The sequence below is a fragment of the Paenibacillus senegalensis JC66 genome, from assembly GCF_000285515.1.
GTDB classification, from domain to species: Bacteria; Bacillota; Bacilli; order Paenibacillales; family NBRC-103111; genus Paenibacillus_L; species Paenibacillus_L senegalensis.
On sequence record NZ_HE610963.1, the window covers coordinates 116036 to 138905 of the forward strand.

At 48.3% G+C, this 22870-nt stretch carries 20 protein-coding genes and 2 riboswitches; of the genes, 10 read left to right on the forward strand and 10 right to left on the reverse strand.

Features of this window, described 5'->3' with window-relative positions; genetic code table 11:
* Positions 1-1574 (reverse strand): glycoside hydrolase family 10 protein (locus PSHG_RS28765; RefSeq protein ID WP_235782111.1); only part of this gene is annotated, 1574 nt, incomplete at its 3' end.
* A 332-nt stretch (positions 1575-1906) separates the two neighbouring features.
* Between PSHG_RS28765 and PSHG_RS22915 the strand changes: the two genes are divergently transcribed.
* The gene (locus PSHG_RS22915; RefSeq protein WP_010278307.1) at positions 1907-2434 is read left to right on the forward strand and encodes a type 1 glutamine amidotransferase domain-containing protein; all 528 of its coding nucleotides are present in this window, start codon (positions 1907-1909) and stop codon (positions 2432-2434) included.
* Positions 2435-2576: 142 nt separating this feature from the next.
* Here the strand turns inward: PSHG_RS22915 and PSHG_RS22920 are convergent, their stop codons facing one another.
* The 6 genes from PSHG_RS22920 to PSHG_RS22945 form a co-directional block, all read right to left on the reverse strand.
* Positions 2577-3434 (reverse strand): carbohydrate ABC transporter permease, encoded by an 858-nt coding sequence (locus PSHG_RS22920; RefSeq protein ID WP_010278310.1) that lies wholly within the window; start codon positions 3432-3434, stop codon positions 2577-2579.
* The gene (locus PSHG_RS22925) at positions 3424-4362 is read right to left on the reverse strand and encodes a carbohydrate ABC transporter permease (protein WP_010278313.1); all 939 of its coding nucleotides are present in this window, start codon (positions 4360-4362) and stop codon (positions 3424-3426) included. The genes PSHG_RS22920 and PSHG_RS22925 overlap by 11 nt, the downstream gene beginning before the upstream one ends.
* A complete protein-coding gene (locus tag PSHG_RS22930) occupies positions 4363-5676 on the reverse strand; it encodes an ABC transporter substrate-binding protein (protein ID WP_010278315.1) in 1314 nt (437 codons plus the stop codon).
* Positions 5677-5820: 144 nt separating this feature from the next.
* Positions 5821-6369 carry a glycerol-3-phosphate responsive antiterminator gene (locus tag PSHG_RS22935; protein ID WP_010278318.1) on the reverse strand — a complete coding sequence of 183 codons (549 nt, stop codon included), beginning with the start codon at positions 6367-6369 and terminating at the stop codon, positions 5821-5823.
* Positions 6370-7073: 704 nt separating this feature from the next.
* Positions 7074-7454, reverse strand: coding sequence for a large conductance mechanosensitive channel protein MscL (mscL, locus tag PSHG_RS22940; protein ID WP_010278320.1), 381 nt, complete (start codon positions 7452-7454; stop codon positions 7074-7076).
* A 500-nt stretch (positions 7455-7954) separates the two neighbouring features.
* A complete protein-coding gene (locus PSHG_RS22945; RefSeq protein ID WP_010278321.1) occupies positions 7955-8791 on the reverse strand; it encodes a LamG domain-containing protein in 837 nt (278 codons plus the stop codon).
* A 156-nt stretch (positions 8792-8947) separates the two neighbouring features.
* Positions 8948-9053: riboswitch (TPP riboswitch) on the forward strand.
* A 123-nt stretch (positions 9054-9176) separates the two neighbouring features.
* Here PSHG_RS22945 and thiE point away from each other — a divergent pair.
* The 4 genes from thiE to thiO all read left to right on the forward strand — a co-directional run bounded on the left by thiE (position 9177) and on the right by thiO (position 12088).
* A complete protein-coding gene (gene thiE, locus PSHG_RS22955) occupies positions 9177-9806 on the forward strand; it encodes a thiamine phosphate synthase (protein WP_010278323.1) in 630 nt (209 codons plus the stop codon).
* 49 nt (positions 9807-9855) lie between these two features.
* Positions 9856-10056, forward strand: coding sequence for a sulfur carrier protein ThiS (gene thiS / locus PSHG_RS22960; RefSeq protein ID WP_010278325.1), 201 nt, complete (start codon positions 9856-9858; stop codon positions 10054-10056).
* Between the two features lie 4 nt (positions 10057-10060).
* Positions 10061-10855: a thiazole synthase gene (locus tag PSHG_RS22965; protein ID WP_010278327.1), complete on the forward strand. Its 795-nt coding sequence runs from the start codon at positions 10061-10063 to the stop codon at positions 10853-10855.
* 123 nt (positions 10856-10978) lie between these two features.
* Positions 10979-12088 carry a glycine oxidase ThiO gene (gene thiO, locus PSHG_RS22970; protein ID WP_010278328.1) on the forward strand — a complete coding sequence of 370 codons (1110 nt, stop codon included), beginning with the start codon at positions 10979-10981 and terminating at the stop codon, positions 12086-12088.
* An 85-nt stretch (positions 12089-12173) separates the two neighbouring features.
* On the opposite strand, the gene PSHG_RS22975 is transcribed toward thiO, so the two are convergent.
* On the reverse strand, positions 12174-13262 hold the full coding sequence (locus PSHG_RS22975; protein WP_010278330.1) for a M42 family metallopeptidase: 1089 nt from the start codon (positions 13260-13262) through the stop codon (positions 12174-12176).
* A gap of 223 nt (positions 13263-13485) precedes the next feature.
* Positions 13486-14298, reverse strand: a complete 813-nt coding sequence (pdxK, locus tag PSHG_RS22980) for a pyridoxine/pyridoxal/pyridoxamine kinase (protein ID WP_010278331.1) — start codon at positions 14296-14298, stop codon at positions 13486-13488.
* Between the two features lie 173 nt (positions 14299-14471).
* A riboswitch (TPP riboswitch) is annotated at positions 14472-14584 on the forward strand.
* A 354-nt stretch (positions 14585-14938) separates the two neighbouring features.
* Here pdxK and PSHG_RS22985 point away from each other — a divergent pair.
* The 4 genes from PSHG_RS22985 to PSHG_RS23000 all read left to right on the forward strand — a co-directional run bounded on the left by PSHG_RS22985 (position 14939) and on the right by PSHG_RS23000 (position 18570).
* On the forward strand, positions 14939-15973 hold the full coding sequence (locus PSHG_RS22985) for an ABC transporter substrate-binding protein (protein WP_010278334.1): 1035 nt from the start codon (positions 14939-14941) through the stop codon (positions 15971-15973).
* A gap of 113 nt (positions 15974-16086) precedes the next feature.
* Complete coding sequence (locus tag PSHG_RS22990; RefSeq protein WP_010278337.1) at positions 16087-16905, forward strand: ABC transporter permease; 819 nt, start codon at positions 16087-16089, stop codon at positions 16903-16905.
* Positions 16865-17650 (forward strand): ABC transporter ATP-binding protein, encoded by a 786-nt coding sequence (locus PSHG_RS22995; protein WP_026021573.1) that lies wholly within the window; start codon positions 16865-16867, stop codon positions 17648-17650. Before PSHG_RS22990 ends, PSHG_RS22995 begins: the two co-directional genes overlap by 41 nt.
* A 128-nt stretch (positions 17651-17778) precedes the next feature.
* The gene (locus tag PSHG_RS23000) at positions 17779-18570 is read left to right on the forward strand and encodes a TatD family hydrolase (RefSeq protein WP_010278343.1); all 792 of its coding nucleotides are present in this window, start codon (positions 17779-17781) and stop codon (positions 18568-18570) included.
* A 520-nt stretch (positions 18571-19090) separates the two neighbouring features.
* On the opposite strand, the gene PSHG_RS23005 is transcribed toward PSHG_RS23000, so the two are convergent.
* Complete coding sequence (locus PSHG_RS23005) at positions 19091-20365, reverse strand: Glu/Leu/Phe/Val family dehydrogenase (protein ID WP_010278346.1); 1275 nt, start codon at positions 20363-20365, stop codon at positions 19091-19093.
* Between the two features lie 479 nt (positions 20366-20844).
* Here PSHG_RS23005 and cls point away from each other — a divergent pair, with 479 nt between their 5' ends.
* A complete protein-coding gene (gene cls, locus PSHG_RS23010) occupies positions 20845-22353 on the forward strand; it encodes a cardiolipin synthase (protein ID WP_010278348.1) in 1509 nt (502 codons plus the stop codon).
* Positions 22354-22870: the final 517 nt, after the last annotated feature.

Here is a 22870-nt window from a genome sequence, read left to right on the forward strand (position 1 = left end):
CTGACATCCGAGTCGATGAAGGTTAACGGTTCTTCGGCAGACATGGGACGAACAATGGAGAGGATGAGGCCCGGATCCTCTATCGTCAGTACCTGGCCTTTTGCGGCACGATAGATAACATAATAGGCTGACTCGTTGCCGGCATGATCCTCCCAGGTCAGGCGGATCCCCTCCGCCAAGTTGTCCGTGCGGACGAGTGTTGGGGGCTGATGCACCATTTTTGGCAGCCAGTCCATTGCAGGAATAAGAGCGGGAGTCGCGTAAATCTCCTTTTTCAACCGTTCGGAAAAGCCGAGACGATTCGCCTGCAGACTGCTAGTGTTAAAGAACATGCTGCCCTTAACTTCTTCGTAGCGGCGATTGAATTTCAATTGATCCGGCAGCTCATCGGGGTTCATCCAGGCTGGATTTTCACTTGGCGAGCCGATCCGGTAAGAGGCTTGGCCGATATAGAGATGGGTATTGGAGCCGCGTTCCCGCAATTCCTTTATCCACCAATCGAGGACAACTTCATAGGCCGCTGACTCATTCCCGAAGTGCCAGTAGTTTTGCGGCGTCATGTAATCAACCCATGCTTCTTCAATCCATTTACGGGTGTCTGCATACAAGGCATCATAATTTTGCAAGCCGTTAGTATCGGAACCAGTGGGGTCGGAGGATTTGTTCCTCCAAATCCCGAAGGGGCTGATTCCGAATTTCACATAAGGCTTCTCTTTTTTGATCTCGGCCGCCAGCTTGCGAATAAAGGTGTTGACGTTATCTCTGCGCCAGTCAGCAATATTATTGAAGCGATCCTTGCCGTACGTCTCGTATGTTTGTTGATCTGGAAAATCACTTTCGTTAGCGGGATACGGGTAGAAATAATCGTCGAACTGGACAGCATCGATATCGTACTTCGATACAACCTCCATCACGCTGTTAATAATGTACTCCTGCGCTTCCGGGATGCCGGGATCGAGCAGAAGCCGTCCTCCGTAGGTGACCATCCAATCCTGGTGCTTTTTCAGCGGATGCTCGGCGGAAAGGCGGTTAATATCACTATGAATACTAATCCGGTAAGGGTTAAACCAAGCATGGAACTCCAGATTACGCTTTTGGGCCTCCTCAATCATAAATTGCAGCGGGTCATAGCCGGGGTCGCGGCCCTGTACACCGGAGAGCCACTCCGACCAAGGTCCGTATTCAGAAGGATAAAAAGAGTCGGCCGTTGGTTTGATTTGCATAATAATGGCGTTTATCCCGAGCGATTTTAGATCGTCAAGAATTTGAATATAATCGGCCTTTTGCCTTTCAGCTAACTGTTCCGGATCGATTACCCCGATCTCCTCCGGACTAAGCTTTGCCGGCCAGTCGATATTATCTACTGTAGCAATCCAGGCCGAGCGCATTTCCCGTTTGGGCGCTTTAACCGCGTCTTCATTAGTTACAAGCTGCCGGCTTACCACTTTTCCTCCTATGCTGGCGATATTCAGGTTTTTGCCCGGAGCATGTCCCGTCACCGGGGCGTTCTCGTCAATTGAAGCCGTCTGAGGTCTTGAGCTGGTGAAGCTGGCTTTTCCAGTCATTCTAGTCATATCGAACAACTCCTCATATAAGCTATATTTTAGTTCACCTTGCTCTTCTGAAGCGTTTTTCCGAAAGTCCAGATTCATTTTGTTAAAAAAATTCACGATAAATAAATTTATGTGAAACATTAATTCTCATAATCAAAGTATACTATAATCTTCCTGCAGCGGGCAAAGATGTAATGCAGGTATTAATGTTTTCGGCTGCAAGGCCGGGGACGTTAAAAAAGCAAAATAAACGCTTCGGGCTTGTTTATCTCCTTATAAAAAAGGGTAAGGTACAGGAAATGCAGCAAGCTGGCAGGTGAATATTATCATCACTAGTAAAGGAGCTGTTATTGATGGCTAAGATTGCTTTTTTGTTAGGACCCGGCTTTGAAGACAGCGAAATGAAGAAGCCTTACGACGCCCTCCGTGAAGCTGGCCATGAGGCGGTCATTGTTGGGCTAAAGGAAGGGGAGAAGCTCGAGGGCAAGAATAAGAAAGCGTCTTACAAAGTGGAGAAGGCCATTTCGGACATTAATGCGAAGGACTTTGATGGCGCGGTTATTCCCGGAGGCTCATCTCCAGAAGCGATTCGGATGGACAAGGACGTACAGGCTTTTGTAAGAGAGCTGGATGAGCTGGGAAAGCCCATTTCGGCAATTTGTCATGGCCCCCAAGTGCTGATCAGCGCAGACATACTGAAGGGGCGCACACTTACCAGCTATCCTGCCTTGGAGCACGATCTCGTGAATGCCGGGGCCACGTTCAAAAATGAAGAAGTGATTGTAGACCGCAACCTGGTCACCTCGCGGACTCCGGATGATGAACCGGCTTTTATCCGTGAAACGTTAAAGGTTATTGATGCAACAACTGTGAGCTCGTAAGGGTAGCGCAGCTTCAGGATGATTGCAAGTCTATGGCAACCACTACACAGGCAGTAATCGATAAAACACTCCCGCCATCCGAGAGATGGGGGAGTGTTTTTTGAGCCACGGATACTGAGGAAGAGAATTCCCCTTCCACTGCTTATTTAAAGGTCGAATTAGCCATAGCCGCGATAATATGCTTCTGTGCTAGTGTGAAGAGAATGACGATAGGAATAATCGCCATCGTACTTGCCGCCATAATGACATTAAAGAACAATGCTTCGTTACCAGCAACGGAGTCCCGCAGCATCGCAATACCGACAGTCAGTACCCGCATATCGTTCGAATTGGTCATGATCAGCGGCCAGAAGTAGGAGTTCCATCCGGAAATAAAGATTAGAATCCCCAGTGTTACAACGGTTGGCAGCGTCATAGGAAGCAAAATCCGGTATAAGATTCCGAATCTGCCGGCGCCGTCTACCCGAGCGGCCTCAATAACATCGTTGTTAACCGATTTGAACGCCTGACGCAGCAGGAAAATTCCGAATGCCGACGCTCCATGAGGGATAATCAGCGCGAGGAAAGTGTCCAGCCAGCCGACCTTGGACATCATGACGTAAACCGGGACGAAGGTAACCTGCTCCGGAACAATGAGAGCAGCCAGCACGAGCATGAAGAAAAGCTCCTTGCCCCAGAAGCGTCCTTTGGCAAAAGCGTAGGCGGCCATTAGAGCCACGTTCAGCTGCAGGATTACCAGGCCGGCCGCCTGCACAAACGTATTGAAGAAATAACGGGTATAAGGGACCACGTTGAAAGCTTCGATGAAGTTATCGAATACGAATTGTTTCGGCCACAAGGTAGGGACCGCCAGCCGCATTTCATACTGCGTTTTAAAGGCGCTGATCACCAGCCAATAGATCGGGAAAAACATTAAAGCAGTGACAAGCAGGGCTGCAATGATTCTAACAACATGCAAGACCTTCAAATTTTTCTGGCCCGCCATGCGGTTATCCTTCATAATGAACCCTCCTTTTACCGATGACCCATTGCACCAGTGTAAGCAGGAGAATGATTACAAACAGAATAACGACAAGCGCCGAGGCACGGCCCGTTCTGAACTCATCAAACGCCATCGTATAGATCCAATAGACGATCGCATTGGAAGCCTGCAGCGGACCTCCATTGGTCATAACATCAATGGATTGGAACACCTGCATGGAAGAAATGAATGTTGTAATCAGCAGGAACAAGGTCATCGGCGATAGCAGCGGCAGTGTGATCTTGCGGAACTGCTGGAACTTGTTAGCTCCATCAATGCTCGCCGCTTCATAGTACTCTACCGGAATGCCGCGCAGCCCTGCGATAAAGAGTATCATCGCGAAGCCTACGCCTTTCCAGACGGAGACAGCCACAATAGCCGGCAGTACCGTCTTCGTGTTAATGAGCCAGTCAACTGGCTGCAGACCAAACGTCCTCATAATCTCATTGAGCAGCCCATACTGGCCGTTATAGATCCAGATGAAAACCATCGCGGCGATAACCATAGATACATAATAAGGCATGAAGATAATCAGCCGCATAAAGTCAAACAGCTTGCTCGCTATGACATTAAACAATAGAGCGAGCAGCAAGCCGATGCCCAGTGTCAGCGTCACATCCATGACTGTATAGTACAGAGTAACCTTTAACGAATTATAAAAGGCATCGTTTGTCAACAGGTAAGTATAGTTGTCAATTCCGATAAACGTCCGGTTTGGCCGGGTCATGTTCCAGTTAGTAAAGCTAATCGAAATGGAATAGGCCAGCGGGTAATATAAAAAAAGCCCTAAGAAAAGCAAGGCTGGGAAAGCAAACGAGAAATCTTTGAGCTTTTCCAGCCTTTGGTGAAGGGAGGAGGCCCGTTTAGGGCCTGCCTCCACCTTAGGCTGTTTAAGTTCTGCGCTCATTTAACGGTAATCCTCCAATATCTCCTGGATTTTGACAGCGGCATCCTGCATTAACGGTTCAGGATCGGCTCCATTCAGCACCATCTCCCCGATAACCTCTTTGTACACGTTACTGAATTCCGGATAGGCTGGATGCTGTAAACGGGGCATAACGCTGTCAAAATTATCGAATACAGCTGCATACTGAGGCTGATTCTGGAAATATTGCTCTCCTTCCTCCGAGGTAAAGGCGGATTTACGCGTAGGCAGGTAACCGACCAGCTCCGCCCACCTGATGTTATGCTCAGCGGAAGTCATGTGCTCAATGAATTTCCATGCAGCTTCCTTCTCATTCGCTTTTGCTTTCTCCATCATTACGATACCGGCGCCGCCAATGTTGGAAATGCGCTCTGCATCTCCAGGAATAAAGGCTACTCCGACTTCAAAATCGGCATTCTCCAAATAAGTTTTAATTACAGCCGAGGAATGCTGAACCATAGCAATCTGGCCATCAAGGAACATCTGTCTCATAATGTCGGAGGCACCCCGGCCAAAGCCCATATGCATATAACCTTCATCCTGCCATTTTTTGAAATTCAATAAGTAACGCATGCTTTCCGGGTTGTGGATGGTCACTTCTGTATGGTCATCATTAAGGATGGATCCCCCGCCATTAATAACCCACGGATCATAGTACCAGGTATCCCAGCCTGGAACGGAGAAGGCATAGCGCTTGGTTTCCCCATTCTCAATGACCGCCACCTTTTTCATAAAGTCCTCAATCTCATCCCAGGTCTCCGGGGGCTTTACACCCAGTTCATCCAGCAGCGTTTTGTTATAGACGAATACCGAGGTGCTCACGATAAGAGGGAAGCCGTATTGAACGCCGTCATAAGCGTAGGCTTGCAGCATTCCTTCGGCAAAATCGTCGAGATCCGTTCCGTCCCTTTCGATCCAGGAAGTCAGATCGGCAAAGGTGCCGCTATCCGCAAAGTTGGGAAGCGAGGCCACCTCAACGTTGGTTACCGCCGGAACATCATTAGCCACAACCGCTGCCTGCAGCTTCTTGTGAAGGTCTGCGTAACCTCCCTGATAAACGGGTTCCACAGTAATATGTGGATATTTTTTAGTGAATTCTTCAATCATGTATTCGACACCGGGCATTTGGTTATCGGCATGGGCATGCCAATATTGAATCGTAATCGGCGTATCGTCGTCAGGATCGGCAGCGGCGCCCCCGCCAGACCCCGAAGAACACGCGACTAAACTAAGGGCGACAGCTCCGGTCAGTCCGAACTGTGACCATTTCAAGATCGTTTTTCTGTTTTCTTTCATTGTAAGTAACAGGCTCCCTTCAAAAATAGATTTATAAAGACGACACGGCTAACTCAAATACAGAGAGTCAAATCACCTCCACTGAGTAAACCATTGTATATTTAATGCATTTGGGTTTTCTCTTCGTCTCCACCCGAATGCGGTCTAGCACCAAAATGATTCATCGCCAATAGAGACATAACTGGCCCCATTGTTCAGGCACGCCTCGATTTCTTCTTGATAGCGTATCAAACCGCCAACGATCAGAGGCTGTTCAAGAGATTGCTTCAGCTCCCGCGCGATTCGCGGCATAAGGCCGGGCATCAGTTCAACCTCATCTGGACATGATTGGTGAATCATCTTAATGGCGGTATCCATAGCCGTAGTATCGATAGCGAAGATCCTCTGGATTGCACGCAGTCCTTCTTGCTTGGCTGCTGATATCACATTGGCCCTTGTCGTAATGATACCCTCGAAAGCGAATTCCCGTTTAAGGAAGGTGATCGAGGTACGGTCCCGGCCCAAGCCGCCTATCATATCCACATGAATATAAACTCGTTTACCTGCGCGATGAAGCTCCTTCAAAATTTGGTTCAGATTAACAATGTCTCCGGCCATCAGGTTGACCCTTTCGACGCGGCTGTGCCGGACGGCTTCCAGCTGGCTTAATTTTGTTACGGAAGCAATGATCGGGTTATAAGCTGCAGTTTCCATGCAAAGCACCACTTTCAGTTATTTCCTTATATGGTAACTTGTGATTGTAAACTCTGATGCCTACTAATATCAGCCTTTTGTAAAAAAGCAGTGCCGGGCAAAGAAATGGTCGCGACGAGATTAGTGTTGCCTTAATAAGGGAATTACTTGAAAAATAGGGATAAACATCTTTGTAAGCGGTTGTAATGGAAGTGATAGAAATATTCATACTAGCCGAAAATCAAGCTGAGCAAGTTATTCGGAAGGTATAGGTATGCTGCATCATTTCCACTGTCAATCTACAAGCGGGAAATTGTTCAAGCCTAGCCACAACGTGTCTTTTGGATGGTCCTTATACAATGATTCCGACATTGATTCCGCTTTCACTAATTTAGAAAAAAGTAACATCTAATGACAAGTGTAGTTTATATTATGCCAATAGGCTTCCCATTTAGCAAGGCTTACCAGAAATATTTTTTTATAAAATTTAATTAAATGAGGTTAAATATTACACAAAATAATTCGTTAAAATACAGAAATGAAAATCAATGTTAACAATAATTAATTTCATGGACATGGTTGCTTTCATGGACAAAGAAAAACCGTTCTTTCGTAAATGGCGGTCGCACTTCCATTTACCAAGAAACGGTTTGTTTTCTTTATTTTAGCTTTAAAATAGGACTTGTCATTTCCATGACTTGTGGGACAGCTCCCCACGATTGACCTTATTTAGACTGTGCTTTCAACAGGTCCCGAATTTCGCTGAGCAGTTCTTCTTCACGGGAAGGCTTGGGCGGAGCCTCGGGCTTCTTCTCTTCTTTGCGCTTCATCCTGGTAAAAAACTTAACAAATAAAAATACGGAGAAGGCAATTATAAAGAAGTCAAAAATCGTCTGCAAAAAGGCGCCATATTTCAATTCAACCCCTTGAATAAGCACGACACGTTCGGAGAAATCGACTCCTCCCGTCACGATACCAAGCAGGGGCATAATGAGATCATTCACCAATGAAGTCACAATCGCTCCGAATGCCGTACCGATAATAACCCCCACGGCCAAATCGATGACGTTCCCTTTCATAGCAAACTTCTTAAATTCCTGCCACATAATTATTCACCTGCCCTTCTATCCCATCAATCTCTTGCAAAACTATTGCCAGTATAGCAGACTCCTGCTTGTCCTACAGCGCCAAAAGACCTAATTTTCATAATGATTTCAAATTAAATGAGGAACGAGAGAGGAACGAGAACAGTGAAAGCCAGCTGAGTTCTCAGGCACAACTCCAGAATTAAAATAGCCAAGGATGACAGGGGTTCGCGGGGTTGTTTCCTGTGTTTTGTACGAATTCCATTCCTTGAGAGAATGAAGACATGCAGCAAATCCGGGCAGTTATCCGAGTGCTGCAGCTAATTCAGAAGTCTATAGAATCGTGAAGAACGCTGGGCTTAAAAAGAATATTGCGGGCTAATTTTCTCTACTAAAAATGCTGGTAAAGGGTCCGTCTCCCAGGTCATGCGGCCGGGGACAGACCCTTCATTCAAGGATACATGAAAACGCCTGCTTTTTAGTACAAGGCTCAATAATTACAAGGTTATGAAGTTAGTATATTAATCCATCATGATGTTGTAATGATTAAGCAATTGGGCAGATGTCAGCTCATAATCGTATATGGCTACTTTTCCAATCGCTCCTTCAAAGAAGGAGGCCATATCTCTAGTGGCAATACGAATTGGCGCGGTGCCATTGCCGGGAACGATGCTGTAGCCCGCCAGGCTGTCCTGATCTCTAAGCACTCCGTTTTTATAAACTTTGGTATATCCCGTAGGATAGGCTGTGCTGATATCGACAGTATTGATCACTAGTGTGTAATGAATCCATTCCCCGGCCGTTATCGGGTCTTGGAAATAGGAGCCCGCTCCTAATCCGCCGGAAAGGTTGAAGGCATAACCGCTGATGCGGTTCGGGCGATTCTCATCGTTTATGTAGCTGTACATTCGCGCAGCCCAGGAGTGCTGGCCCGGGGTGCCCTTGCCCATCCAATGGACATAGCCAGTACTCTGCTGATTGCTAAACTGCAAAGTATCTGGCCGCATCCACGCCTCGATGGTCAGAATTCCTGTTGTTGTCAGTTCCAGGTCATCATGATCGGCAATGGTAAAGTATTGGGAAGAACCGTTGAAAGCAGAAACGATATCTCCGTTAGGCATAGCAGCAGGGAGCGGCGAGCCGGTAAAAACGCCCAAGTGGCTATTTCCTGAATAATCTGCGGCTTCACCCGGTGTTAACGGCCAGTACCCTTTGGGCTGATCAGCCAAAACCGCTGCGTCATAGGCAGATGACGAGCTGGCGCCCATAACAGCTGCAGAGCTTGAGCCTGCGAATAATGTCATGACCAGGGCAACGGATACGGCAAGCAGTAAATAAGATTTGCGTTTTTTGTTCAACTTATGTCTTCCTTTCAAGATAGAATGGGAAGGAGTACACCTTCACTTATGCCTATTAGAGGCAGCCTCAGAAGATGCCGGCATTAAATGGTCTCTTATAGGCGCATTGACAATCTTTTGAATGCAGGTGTATCCTTAGAAGGAATTGAATCAACTGTTAGCCACTAGGGGAGTCCGTGAGGACTGAGACAAGAGAAGAAATCTTGGACCCTTTGAACCTGATCTGAATGATATCAGCGTAGGGAAGTGGAATGGCTTTTGTTGATCTACACAAATGTCCAAACCGCTCCTGTCCGGGGGCGGTTATTTTTTTAATGCAGGCAGGAAAGCACGGGTGGAACCGGAGCTGCCTGACGGAGAAGAGGATGGATAAGGAGGGCTTGTGATGAGGGATTTTCGGTTATATGCCATTACCGGGGAACAATTTCACCCTGGACGGGATGTCATCGAAGTGATGGAGGAAGCCATCTTGGGTGGTGTTGACATTATTCAGCTCAGGGACAAGACAGGAAGCAAGCGGGATATTCTGCACAAAGCGAGGAAGCTTAGGGAATTAACCCGCAAGCATGACGTATTATTCATTGTCAATGATCATATTGATATCGCACTGGCTTCGGATGCGGATGGGATTCACTTGGGTCAGGATGATTTGCCCCTTGCTGAAGCCAGAAAAATTATGGGTAATAAAATTATCGGAATATCGACGCATGCGATTGAAGAGGCAAGAGCTGCTGAGCGTGAAGGAGCGGATTATATCGGGGTTGGCCCGGTCTTCCCGACTAAGAGCAAGCTCGATGTGGTTGATCCGGTAACCACTTCTTATGTAAGGGAAGTTGCCGGGGAGATCCGGATTCCCTTCGTTGCCATTGGTGGCATTAAACTGCACAATGTCGATCAGGTGCTGGATGCCGGAGCAACCCGAATTTGCGTAATTAGTGAAATAGTAGGAAGCGATGATGTGCGCGGCACAGCGGAGAAGCTGCTGCAAAAAATCAGGACCCGCACAAACTCTTAAAACAAGCTCCGCTAATCCGGAAAATCGAAGGCATGAGAAAGTGGGGTTGATGATGGATTTAACTATTAATGGCACGGTTAGGCAGGTTTCCGCTGATACTGTATTAGGAGTTGTCGCGGAGCTGGGGCTGCAGGATAAATTGATTGTCGTTGAACTGGAAGGACGCATTATCGAGAAGGAACAATGGGACAGGGAATCGGTTCGCCAGGGAATGAAGATGGAAATAGTTCATTTTGTAGGAGGGGGTTAAGCGTATGTCATTAGTTAAAGATCAGTGGGAGATTGCCGGGCAAACGCTGAATTCCCGTTTTTTTCTGGGGACTGGCCGCTACCCGAATCCTTTTGTGCAAAATCAGGCGATCGAGGCTTCGGAAGCTGAGGTGCTCACCTTTGCAATTCGCCGGGTTAATCTCGATTCCGTAGAGGATGACGCTATTCTTCAGCATCTGCAGGAGCGGGAGTTTATTTACCTGCCTAATACATCGGGAGCGAAGAATGCCGAAGAAGCTATCCGGATAGCCCGTCTCGCCAAAGCATCAGGGATCAGCAATTGGATTAAAATCGAGATTAGCGTAAACGAAAGAACACTGCTTCCCGATCCGATCGAAACCTTGAAGGCAACAGAGGCCTTGGTTAAGGAAGGTTTTGTCGTGCTGCCTTACACTTCAGATGATCCTGTGCTGTGTAAAAAGCTGGAGGACGCCGGAGCGGCTGCGGTTATGCCGGGAGGCTCGCCAATTGGCTCCGGATTAGGAATTCTGAATCCCTATAACCTGGGCCTCATTATTGAGGAAGCCCGTGTGCCGATTATTGTCGATGCCGGTCTGGGCTCAGCGGCGGATGTAGCGCAGGCGATGGAGCTGGGTGCTTCGGCTGTGTTAATGAATACACCAGTAGCCAAGGCTAAAAATCCGGTACAGATGGCGGAGGCGATGAAATGGGCGATCCGTGCCGGACGTCAAGCCTATTTGGCCGGCCGGATTCCCAAGAGACGTTATGCAACAGCGAGCAGTGGACTGGAGAGTTATATTTCTTCTTCATCCTCCTGAAGAGAATTCGGCCTTTGAGCGTGCGTTATTAACCGATTCCGCCTGGGGCGCAGCTAAGACGGTATGCCGATACAGTTAGCACATATATCGAAAATCGACATGAGGAAAGCGGGTGGATATCCCATGCGTGAGCAGGTCATTGTCTTGGGAGGGGGAGTTATTGGCCTAGCGGTTGCATTTGAACTTGCGGGCAGAGGACATGAAGTGACTGTTCTTGAGGCCAATCGCTGCGGGGGACAAGCCTCTGGAGCAGCCGCCGGCATGCTGGCTCCCTATTCGGAGAATGGCGAAGGTCCAGATGATTTCTTCCACCTTTGCCGAAGCAGCTTGGCGCTCTACCCCCGGTGGCAGCATGAGGTGAAATTGGCCTCAGGCTGCACCTTCGAGTACACCGAATCCGGCAGTCTGTATGTAGGCTACCATGAAGCGGATGAATTGGCGATGGCTGAGCGGATGGCTTGGCAGAATGAGTGGGGGGCCGAGGTATCTATCCTGTCAGGGCAAGAGCTGCGGGAACGAGAGCCGCGCATCCATCCCGAGGCCAGGTCGGCGCTTTACTGCCCCGTTGAAAGCCATCTGTACGCGCCCGATTATGTAGTGGCGTTGGAGGAAGGCTGCCGTCAGCGAGGCGTCCGTATCATCGATGAGCTGGGAATGCTCCGGGTGGAGAGCTGGCAGAACGAGCTGGTGGTATCTGCGGGGGCAGGCCAGCGTTTTGAAGCAGATCGCCTAGTCATAAGTACGGGCGCCTGGTCAGGGCAATATGCCGAAGCGTTTGGTTTAAACCTGCCGGTTTATCCCATACGCGGCCAAATTTGTGCTTATGAGCAGCCAACACGCGCTGTACATCACATGGTGTTCAGCAGCCAGGGGTACGTGGTCGCAAAAGACAACGGTACCTTGGTCAGCGGGGCTTCGGAGGATGTGGCCGGCTTTGATACGTCGGTTACCGAAAAAGGAATCGAGCGCTTAATCCGCTGGAACAAGCGCCTGTTTCCTTACCTGGAAGATGTGCAGCCATTTCATCGCTGGGCCGGACTGCGGCCGGCCACCCAGGATGGTTACCCTTTGATCGGCAAGTTAAAAGGAGCCCGGCAAGTGATCTGGGCTACCGGCCATTATCGCAACGGCATTTTGCTAAGCCCGGTAACGGCCAAGCTCGTGGCGGACCTAATCGATGAGAGCGTAGAAGAAGACATGCTGAAGGCGTTTGCCCCGGAACGGTTTACGTAAACGACCGCCGCCTGTGAAAACAAACAAAAAGCTCCTGAGTTCCAGCCGGAACAAAGGAGCTTTTCATCTGTGTGAATTGGCGTGCTCACCCGTAGGTGAGCTTGGCGACTTGCTCGGCATCGAGGCGTTTGATCACCTCAACCAGGAGCTTGACAGTGTTATCGAAATCATCGCGGTGCAGAATAGCCGCATGCGTATGGATATAACGGGTTGCAATGGAGATGGCAAGCGCCGGAACTCCATGCGCGGTCACGTGAATGGCACCGGCATCCGTTCCTCCGCCGGCTACAAAATCAAACTGATAAGGAATGCCCAATTCATCTGCCGTGTCGGTTATAAAATGCCGAAGACCGGTGTGCGAGATCATCGAACCGTCGTAGACCAGAATCTGTGGTCCTTCACCGGCTTTCGCCAGGGCTTCCTTGCTTGTTACACCCGGTGTATCCCCGGCAATGCCCACATCCACGGAAAATCCTATGTCGGGCTGGATCAGATGGGTGGCGGTTTTTGCCCCGCGCAGCCCGACTTCCTCCTGCACCGTTCCTACCCCGTATACGCGGTTGGCATGCTTCTCTCCTTGCAGCTGGCGAAACACCTCGATGGCGATAGCGCAGCCGATGCGATTGTCCCAGGCTTTGGCCATCAGAAATTTTTCGTTCTTCATGACGGTGAAATCACATACCGGAACGATCGAATCGCCGGGGCGCACACCGAATGCCATCGCTTCTTCCTTGCTAGCGGCGCCGATATCGATAAACATATCCTTCTTATCTACCGGTTTTTTGCGGGCTTCCGGCGACAAAATATGCGGTGGTTTCGAGCCAATAACACCCGGAATTTGTTCTCCCTGCCGGGTAATGACGGTCACCCGCTGGGCAAGCATAACCTGCTCCCACCAGCCTCCCAAGGTTTGAAAGGAGAGGAAGCCCTGATCGTCGATCCGTGTAACCATAAACCCGATTTCATCGAGATGGCCAGCGATCATGATTTTTGGTCCGTCGGCTTTTCCATTCTTGACCGCAATGAGACTGCCGAGGCGATCGACCAGCACTTCATCAGCGTAAGGCTCAATATGCTTCTTCATTACTTCCCGCGGCTCGGCCTCATTGCCGGGGACACCTTTGGCATCGGTGAGGTCTTTCATCATTTGCAGCGTTTGATCCAATTGGGTCATAATTCTTCCTCCTTATTATGTACGGTAATAAATGAACTACGAATAGTTTAGCATTTGCCGACAGCACGCAGCCTATTCTTACCAATCGTTTTAGCTAAAAAAGAGAAACCGTTACCTAGCGAAATGGAAGCAATCCAAATTCCGGCATAGACGGTTTCTCTTGCTGTCAAAAGGCAGCGGGTCAGCAGCAGTTTAAGCTCCTGCCGGTCCCTTAACCCCTTTTTTACTCCGCACTTACTTTGCGGTAAGCGCCATGGTTGGTTGGTCCGACATAGCTGTTGAGTGCGAAGCCATGGCGAATAGCTTCAGTGATGAATGCTTTGGCCGTATAGACGGCTTCCTTGACATCTTTTCCTTTGGCCAGCTCAGCTGTAATTGCAGCCGAATAGGTGCAGCCGGCGCCATGGGTATAGGTGGTGCTGATCTTATCCGACTCCAGAATCTCGAAGTCTTGCCCGTCGTACAGCAGATCAACAGCACGAGGCTCGTTGACGAGCTTGCCGCCGCCTTTGATCAGCACGTAATTCGCTCCGAGGGAGTGGATTTTTAATGCGGCTTCCTTCATTTCCTCCACGGATTTGATCGGCCCGGAGCCGCTTAACTGGGAGGCCTCGAACAAATTGGGAGTAATAATATAGGAGCGCGGAACCAGCTTGTCCCGCAAGCTGTTGTTTGTCTCGGGATGAAGCGCTTCGTCGGCTCCTTTACAAACCATTACGGGATCAACGACAACGGTTTTTAAGTTGTACTGGTCAATCTTTGCCGCAACCAGCTCAATGATGTCAATCGAGCCGAGCATTCCGGTTTTCAAGGCATCGACGCCGATTCCATTGATGATCGTTTCCAGCTGAGCCTCCAATGTACTAACGGCAACGGGGTATACATTATGGAACCAATTATTATGAGGGTCTTGGGCGACAATCGTGGTGAGTGCTGTCATCCCGTAGACGCCGCGTTCTTGAAAGGTTTTAAGATCGGCTTGAATTCCAGCTCCTCCACTGCTGTCTGAGCCGGCAATCGTTAACGCTTTATTCATAAGAAAAGCTCCCCTTTAACAAAATAGATGTTCTTTTACCTATTTTACTATGATTTCACGGGTGGGGATACCTATTCTTTGTAGAACCTGTCTATTTTCTGCGCATGGCGTGCTTGTGGACAACCTATAGGGGAAGGGCTATAATGGGCATTACAGAGATTTGTCGACAACAGAATCTAAGTTTGGGGAGTTGGAATGTGGCCGGCTGAGATAGTATCCCTGGAAGATACGGACCCTTAAACCTGATCTGGGTAATGCCAGCGTAGGAAAACAAGCAAGCCGTTTTTGTATGCGCAGGCGTCCCTTTTAGGGGCGCTTTTTTTAAACTTAGCGGGCCTAGCCAAGCTAGGCACAACTAGCCTATTAGAAATTTTGTTGTACGGGCCCTGCCGCAAAGCACCCTAGTAACTTCGAAGCCGAAGCCCTGTTTAGTGGGGTTATCTGACCACATCAGAAAGTCTAAGTTTTCGATATCCGAAAACCCGCTTTCTGAGGATAGCTATTAGTCTGCTTCCATAAAGACTGTAGTCATAGCTGCACGGTAAATAGGGGAGCCTTGTACTAGAAGCGCTGGATGATACCCATGCCGCAAATCGCTGACTCATAGAGACAAATTACAAACCGAGGGGAGAACTGTAAGATGATGGTTAAGCAATGGAAAGGTATCGCATTAGGCGGATTGCTGCTGCTTGCAGCAGGCTGTGGAAATAGTCAGAATGAACCCGCTGCTCCTTCTGCCAGCCCGGAGGCTTCGCCCGAACCGCAGGTTCAAGCGCTGCAGGTTGTGCTTGACTGGGCGCCCAATACGAATCACACCGGCTTATACGTAGCTGTAGACCAAGGTTATTTTGCAGAAGAAGGATTGGAAGTAGAGATCATTCAGCCGGGAATGAGCGGAGCCGATGCCATGGTTGCATCCGGTGAGGTTCCTTTTGGAGTGAGCTACCAGGAAAATGTTACGCACGCCCGCGCAGAAGGTGTCCCTTTGGTTTCGATTGCCGCTGTTATCCAGCATAATACCTCCGGTTTTGCCTCCGCGCAAAGCAAGAACATTACTCGTCCCAAAGACTTTGAAGGCAAAACCTATGCCGGCTGGGGCGGGCCTGCGGAGCGCGCAGTTATTGAATCTGTGATGCTGGAGGATGGCGGGGATGTCAACGAAGTTAGCATCATTAATGCCGGCGATATTGATTTCTTTACAGCGATGCATCAGGATATCGATTTTGCCTGGATCTTCTACGCCTGGACAGGCATTGAAGCCGAGCTGAGGAATGAGCCGATTAATATGATCTATGTCAATGAGTATTCCGACAGCCTGGACTATTACACGCCGGTATTGATTACGAATGAAAAGATGATCGCCGAAGAGCCGGAAACTGTTGAAGCTTTTATGAGAGCCGTAAGCAAAGGCTATGAATATGCGATAGATCATCCGCGGGAAGCCGGAGAAATTCTCGTGAGCCAGGTACCGGATCTGGATGAGGAGCTGGTGCTGGCAAGTCAGGAGTGGCTTGCCACACGCTACCAGGCTGAAGCTGAACATTGGGGATTGCAAAAGGAAGAAGTGTGGACCAAATATGCGCAGTGGATGCTGGATTATGGACTGATGGAGAATGAGCCGGATATTGAGAAGGCGTTCACGAATGAGTTTATTCCCGGATATGGCTCTAACTGATCGGATGAATGTGCTGGTGTGATTAGGATGAACGTCCTGATACTGTTCGTTTTAAATTGGCAGTGAAGGTTAAATAAGCTCAAGAGGATATAGACGAAGGGGGAGAAGCCCCGATGTTTTCGATACGAACTTGGTTTAAGGCAGCATGGCCGCCCTTGGTGGCCATTGTTTTGCTGCTTGCCATTTGGCAAACGGCCGCAGAAATCATGGACCTGCCGCGTTGGATGCTGCCGAGTCCATTAGATATAGCTAATGAAGGTTTAGTCAGCTGGCAGAGGATACAAGAGCATTTGCTCGCTACGCTTGGCTTGACGCTATACGGCTTTGCAATCGGGACCGCAGTCGGGCTCATAGTAGCCTTTGTGCTGCATATGATAGCCCCATTAAGAACGGCGCTGTATCCCCTTATGATTCTGAGCCAAAATGTTCCGATGATCGCCCTGGCTCCACTGCTTATGATCTGGTTCGGTTTCGGCTTGCTGCCCAAGCTCATTGTCATTACGCTGGTCTGTTTTTTTCCGGTTGCTGTGGCCGCTTTGAACGGCCTTGCCCAAACCGACAGCACAATGCTCACTTATATGAAGATGGCGGGAGCTTCGCGCAGGCAAATCTTTACTAAGCTTGAGCTTCCTTCGTCATTGCCTTCCCTGTTCGCCGGGCTGAAGATTTCAGCCACTTACAGTGTCATGGGGGCTGTTATCGGGGAATGGCTGGGCACGGAAAGAGGCCTTGGCATGTACATGCTCCTGCAAAAAAATGCTTTCCGCACGGATCGTGTATTTGTAGCTATTGCGCTAATTGTTTTGTTAAGCCTTATCATTTTCGGGCTGATCGCCTTGCTGGAGCGGTGGTTGATCCGTTCGGAAATTCAAAAAGTAAGGAGGGTGGCAAATGGCGGAAGCGCCTCTGTTAAATCTGCAGCAAATTACTAAAAGCTATCGCGGCGGAGCCGGTGAACAGCAGGTGCTGGCGGATATAACGCTCAGTGTCCGCAAAGGAGAGTTTGTCTCCGTCGTCGGGCCCTCCGGCTGCGGGAAAAGTACGATTTTCCATATCGTTGGGGGAGTCGTACCGCCTACATCCGGCCGGGTTTTCCTGGATGGAGAAGACAAGACAGGTGCACGGGGGCAGATTAGCTACATGCCTCAGCAGGCAGCCTTGTTTCCATGGCGGACGATCGAGGACAACGTTATTTTGGCCCAGGAATTGTCCGGAGTGAAGAAAAGAGAGGCGCGCGCCAAAGCCCGTGACTGGCTGGCTCGTGTAGGACTGGAGGGCTATGAAAAGGCGTACCCGGCTACTTTGTCAGGCGGCATGCAGCAGCGGGTGTCCTTTTTGCGGGCTCTCCTGAGCCCGCAAGAGCTCATATGCCTGGATGAGCCGTTCAGTGCTCTGGACGCTTTGACGAGGCAGGATATGCAGCGCTGGCTGCTCACAATATGGGAGCAATACAGAAGGTCCGTGCTGTTTATAACCCACAATATTGAAGAGGCGCTTCTATTATCGGATACGGTTTATCTATTATCCAATAAGCCGACAAAAGTGCTGCGGCAGATTGAGGTTCCTTTCGCCCGGCCGAGATCAGACAAGCTGATTAGTGAGCCGCTGTTTGTTTCTCTCAGGCAGGAAATCTACGAGCAGATGAAGGAGGAGCAGTCTTTGCAGCGCGGCCGATGAAGGTTTTTATTTTAGGATGATGGATTTTATTTTGAGATGATGGATTTTTCTGGATAGTCCTAATCCCTTAACATTCCGTTGTCCATAGGGCAGTGCACTCAATTAGTTTTTAGCAGGAGGGAGGGAGTTTGGTGAATCAGTATATTGATGCACATATTCATCTGGACAGATATGAGGAACTAGATCGCAATAGAATAGTAAAAGAAATGGCTGATCACGGGGTTCAGGGGCTTATTTCCGTATCCATGGATCTGGCTTCCTCTATGGCTACCCGAAGCCTATATTTGGCCCATCCGGGCCAGGTGCATCCTGCATATGGTTATCATCCCGAACAGCCTCCGCTTGCGGCGGCGGAGCTGGAGGCATTGACGGCCTGGATTCGTGCTCATCATAGTGAAATGATTGCCGTGGGGGAGGTAGGGCTGCCTTATTACTCTCGCTTGGAAGCGGAAGCAGATGGTCGGGCATTCTCTTATGCGCCTTATACCGAAATGCTCGAAAAGTTTATACAATTGGCTGTGGAGCTTAATAAGCCGATCATTCTGCACGCTGTTTACGAGGATGCCGATTTGGCTTGCGACTTGTTGGAAAAGCATGATTTGCAGCGTGCGCATTTTCATTGGTTCAAAGGTGCTGCGGACACGATTGACCGGATGATTCATAACCGGTATATGATCTCTATTACACCGGATGTCCAGTATGAAGAAGAAATCCAGCAGCTGGTCAAACAGTACCCATTGGAGCTGATGATGGTGGAAACCGATGGTCCGTGGCCTTTCGAAGGACCTTTTGCCGGACAAATGACCCATCCCCATATGCTAAGCGAAGCGGTAGCCAAAATCGCTGAGCTAAAAGGGATTTCCAGCGAAGAGGCCGCTCAAAGGCTTCTTTACAATACAAAAAGCTTTTATGGCGTTTGATCTTAGCGTATCTTTTCACTTCAACCGATCTGTTGTAAAAAGGTTAGTTCAAATCAGGACAAGCCTTTTTCTTCGGATCGGTTTTGTGTTGTAACGCGAGAAAAAACCGGTCATTGAATTCTCAGGCACAACTCCTGCATGATATAACCAAGGTTGGCGGAGGTCGCAGGCTGCGCAGGCTTGTTGCCTGCTGTTGCTTGTTGGTTCCTGCGTTTTGTACGAAATGTCGTACAAATGCATGGGGTTAAAGTGGGAATACCGGAGATTTGTATGAAACGTCGTACAAATACAGGGAATTGAAGGGCAATTATCCAAGATTTGTATGACAAATCGTACAAATGCAGAGGATTGAAGGGCAATTATCCAAGATTTGTATGACAAATCGTACAAATGCAGGGTTTTAGGTGGTAAGCAGACACACAAAAAAAGTTGGACGGAAAATTATACGCTTTTCCGCCCAACTTTGGGTGCTTATTGGACAGCTCCAACCCCGCTAGTATGATGCAGCAGGTTTGGGGGCTTAAACCCAGCCTCTGGCCTCCATAGCTTCGTTAATGCGCAGCAAAGAGATCATATAAGCTGCCGTCCGCAGATCCGTTTTGTACTCGGTAGCAATCTTTCTAACTTCGTGATAAGAAGTAACCATGATTCCTTTAAGCTTGCCAATCACTTCTTCTTCTGTCCAATAGTGGTTCATCAGATTCTGGACCCACTCGAAATAGGATACCGTAACACCGCCGGCATTAGCCAGAATATCAGGGATAACGAGAATTCCCTTTTCGGCTAGAATCTGGTCGGCTTCAGGTGTGGTTGGTCCGTTCGCTGCTTCGGCAATGATTTTCGCCTTAATGCGATTTGCATTGCTTGACGTAATCACATTTTCCAAAGCTGCGGGTACCAGTACATCCACGTCAAGCTCTAGCAAAGCATTCTGGGTAATCCGGCACGACTCTCCATACTCCAGAATGGAGGAGTTGTCTTTTAGTGCTCCGATGCGTTCAAGATCAAGACCCTCCGCATCATAGATGCCTCCGCTGGAGTCACTGACAGCTACTATCTTGCAGCCCATCTCGGCGAGCAACCCTGCGGCAATTCTGCCGGCATTACCAAAGCCTTGAACAGCAACGGTTGCTTTCTCCGGAGGGAGATTTAATTCCTTCAGCGCTTCCTCGATTGTGTAAATACAGCCTTGGGCCGTAGCTTGATTGCGTCCTTTGGAACCACCAAGAATGAGCGGTTTACCCGTGATCACTCCAGGGCTGTAGCTGCCCTTAAGCCTGCTGTAAGTATCCATCATCCAGCCCATCACTTGCGGCGTGGTGTAGACATCCGGAGCGGGAATATCCTTGTCGGGTCCAACAATATCGGCAATGGCTTCCATAAAGCCTCTGCTGACCCTCTCCAGCTCCCCTGTGCTCATGGTACGGGGATCACAGATGACTCCTCCCTTGCCTCCTCCGTAAGGAAGGCCGACAACCCCGCACTTTAAGGACATCCACATGGACAGGGCTTTGACCTCATCAAGAGTCACGTCCGGGTGAAAACGAATACCTCCCTTCGTTGGTCCAATCGCATCATTATGCTGGGAACGGTATCCTTCAAATACCCGGATTTCCCCGCTGTCCATCTTTACAGGGAAGGTAACCGCAAGCACCCGTTTCGGCTTCTTCAGAATCTCTACCACGTGACGCGGAAGACTCAGAAACGAAGCTGCCTTGTCAATTTGCTTCTGGGCAATCAAAAAGGGGTTTAGACTTTCGTTTTCCATTAATGTGGAAGTGTCGCTATGCTGCATTCTTCATCAGCCTTTCAATTGGAATTTCGGAAGGGGACATCATGAACATTAGGTTCGAGGTGAACTTACATGACACGTTAAGAAAATATTATATGCTATCTTTCGTGATATGTAAAAATAATTCATGCAAAATTTTTTGAACATTTAATGTCAGGAAATGGTTTCCAGCCAAAAGTCAAGTTGTTTTTTAGCTGTTTAGACAGCAAAATTCGCTTTTCTAAACGGCAAATATCAAGATTCAATCAAGATAATCCGTTTTGCTTTATATTTTGTTTAATTGTACAGGAGCTGGAGAATTTATACAATATACAGTGTTAATGTTTGGGCTGGTGAGAGCAGCCTGAGATTTAACTGCTAATTAGGCCAAGGCCATGATTTCATTATGCTTCTTTAGTCCGAATCGGTTATACTGAGTAATAGGAAAAGCCTTCCTTTGGAAGGGGTCCGGGCTGACAGGCTGAAAAATGAGGGGTAGTTGAATGCGGCGATCCATACAGGTTATCCTGTTATTTATTATTATAGCGGTTTTGGTTTACTATTTAAACAATTCCTTTGGCAATACGATTGCCACTATATTAAGTATCTCCACATCTCTTGGCGTCATTTTTGTTAGCATCATTATCTTTTTGGAAAACCGGCACCCATCCAGCACTCTGGCATGGTTTTTAGTTCTTGCTTTAAATCCTGTTGCAGGCTTTTTCTTCTACATTCTGTTCGGCCAGAACTACAGGAAGAGAAAGATCTACGACCGTAAGGCTTTAAGGGATGCTGAGGCCTATTCCTTAATAGACAACCAGTCCATGGCTGATAAGAATAAGCTGGAGCAATTCTCGGACAGCCAGCGTCAGTTATTCCGTTTAGCACAGAAAGTCGCGAGAAGTCCGCTTTCCTTCCATAGCGAGACCGAAATCCTGACGAATGGGGAAGTAGCGTTTGCCGCCATTCTGGAAGAGCTTAAGAAGGCTGTCCACCATATACATATGGAATATTATATTTACCGGGATGACCGGATTGGCACAGAGATTAAGCAGATTCTCATGGACAAAGCCAGGTCGGGTGTAGAAGTCCGTTTCATGTATGATGATGTCGGAAGCCTCAAACTGCCCAATGTCTTTCTGGATGAGATGAGGGCCGCCGGCATTGAGGTTGTCGCATTCTCGCCGGTTTATTTCCCGCTGCTTTCCAACAAGGTCAATTATCGCAATCACCGCAAAATTATCGTAATTGACGGCAAAGTAGGGTTTACCGGAGGGTTGAATGTTGGGGATGAGTATTTGGGACGCTCTCAGACCTACGGCTTTTGGCGGGATACTCATATGCTGATCAGAGGCGAGGCTGTCCGAACCTTGCAGACTATCTTTTTACAGGACTGGCTTTACATGACCGGCAAAGCGTATTTGAGTCCGGAATATTTATCCCCGCAGCTGCTGGACAATCATCAGGATGGAGCGGTGCAGATTATATCAAGCGGACCGGATAATGAATGGAAGACCGTTAAAAACTTGTTTTTCTCTATGATTTCCTCAGCAAGAAAATCAATCTGGATTGCGACACCTTACTTTATTCCGGATGAGGATATTTATACAGCCCTTAAGGTGGCGTCCCTTTCTGGAGTGGATGTTAAGCTGCTGTTTCCGAAAAAGCCTGACAAATGGATTCCTTTCCTCGCATCCCATTCCTATTTTTCTGAAATGATGAGTGCAGGGGTCAAAATTTATGAGTATGAAAAAGGCTTTTTACATGCAAAGGTGCTTATTATTGATGGGGAAATGGCATCGGTAGGCACGGCCAATATGGATATGAGAAGCTTTCATTTGAATTTTGAAGTCAACGCTTTTATTTATCGGACGTCCAGCACCCAGCAATTAATCAACGATTATAAGGCGGATTTGAAGGATTCGACACAAATTGACGAGGATCAGTTCTCTAGGCGATCCTTAGTCCGTTTCTTTGAATCCGCTGCCCGGCTGCTTTCCCCGCTCTTGTAGCTGGAAAGATGTATACAATATTTCCGAGGAAATGAAGAATTGCAGACAGCTGGTTTAACGGCTGTAACACGAAAAATGCCGAGATCTAGAAATTCATGTTAATGCATGACTGCTTATGTCTATTTCGGTATTACCAAATAGTACAAATAGACTGAATTGCTTGGAACGGCAGGAAAATGGCTTCGGAAATCGAATATTTTTTAGTAGGCCGAAACAACTTCCAGTCACCTTAGGTAATACTGCTATAGGCTCTTACTAATTTGTCTCAGGTAACATGACCGTCCTGGTATAGGATGGTAATTGGAATGAAACAAGAGTGGTTTAGTGCCTTATATAGTCAGCGCCTTGCATGATTATTCTTCATTAATCGGGACATAAGATAAAGACCGGGCGGAACCTTGCTGAACGGATCTCAATCTTTCTTGAGTATACGGGGAATTTTTGCAAGATGCGCAGTTATGTAAATGCGGGTCAAGTAATGAAGCCTAAATATTTTAAAATAAGAGGAGGATTCAGC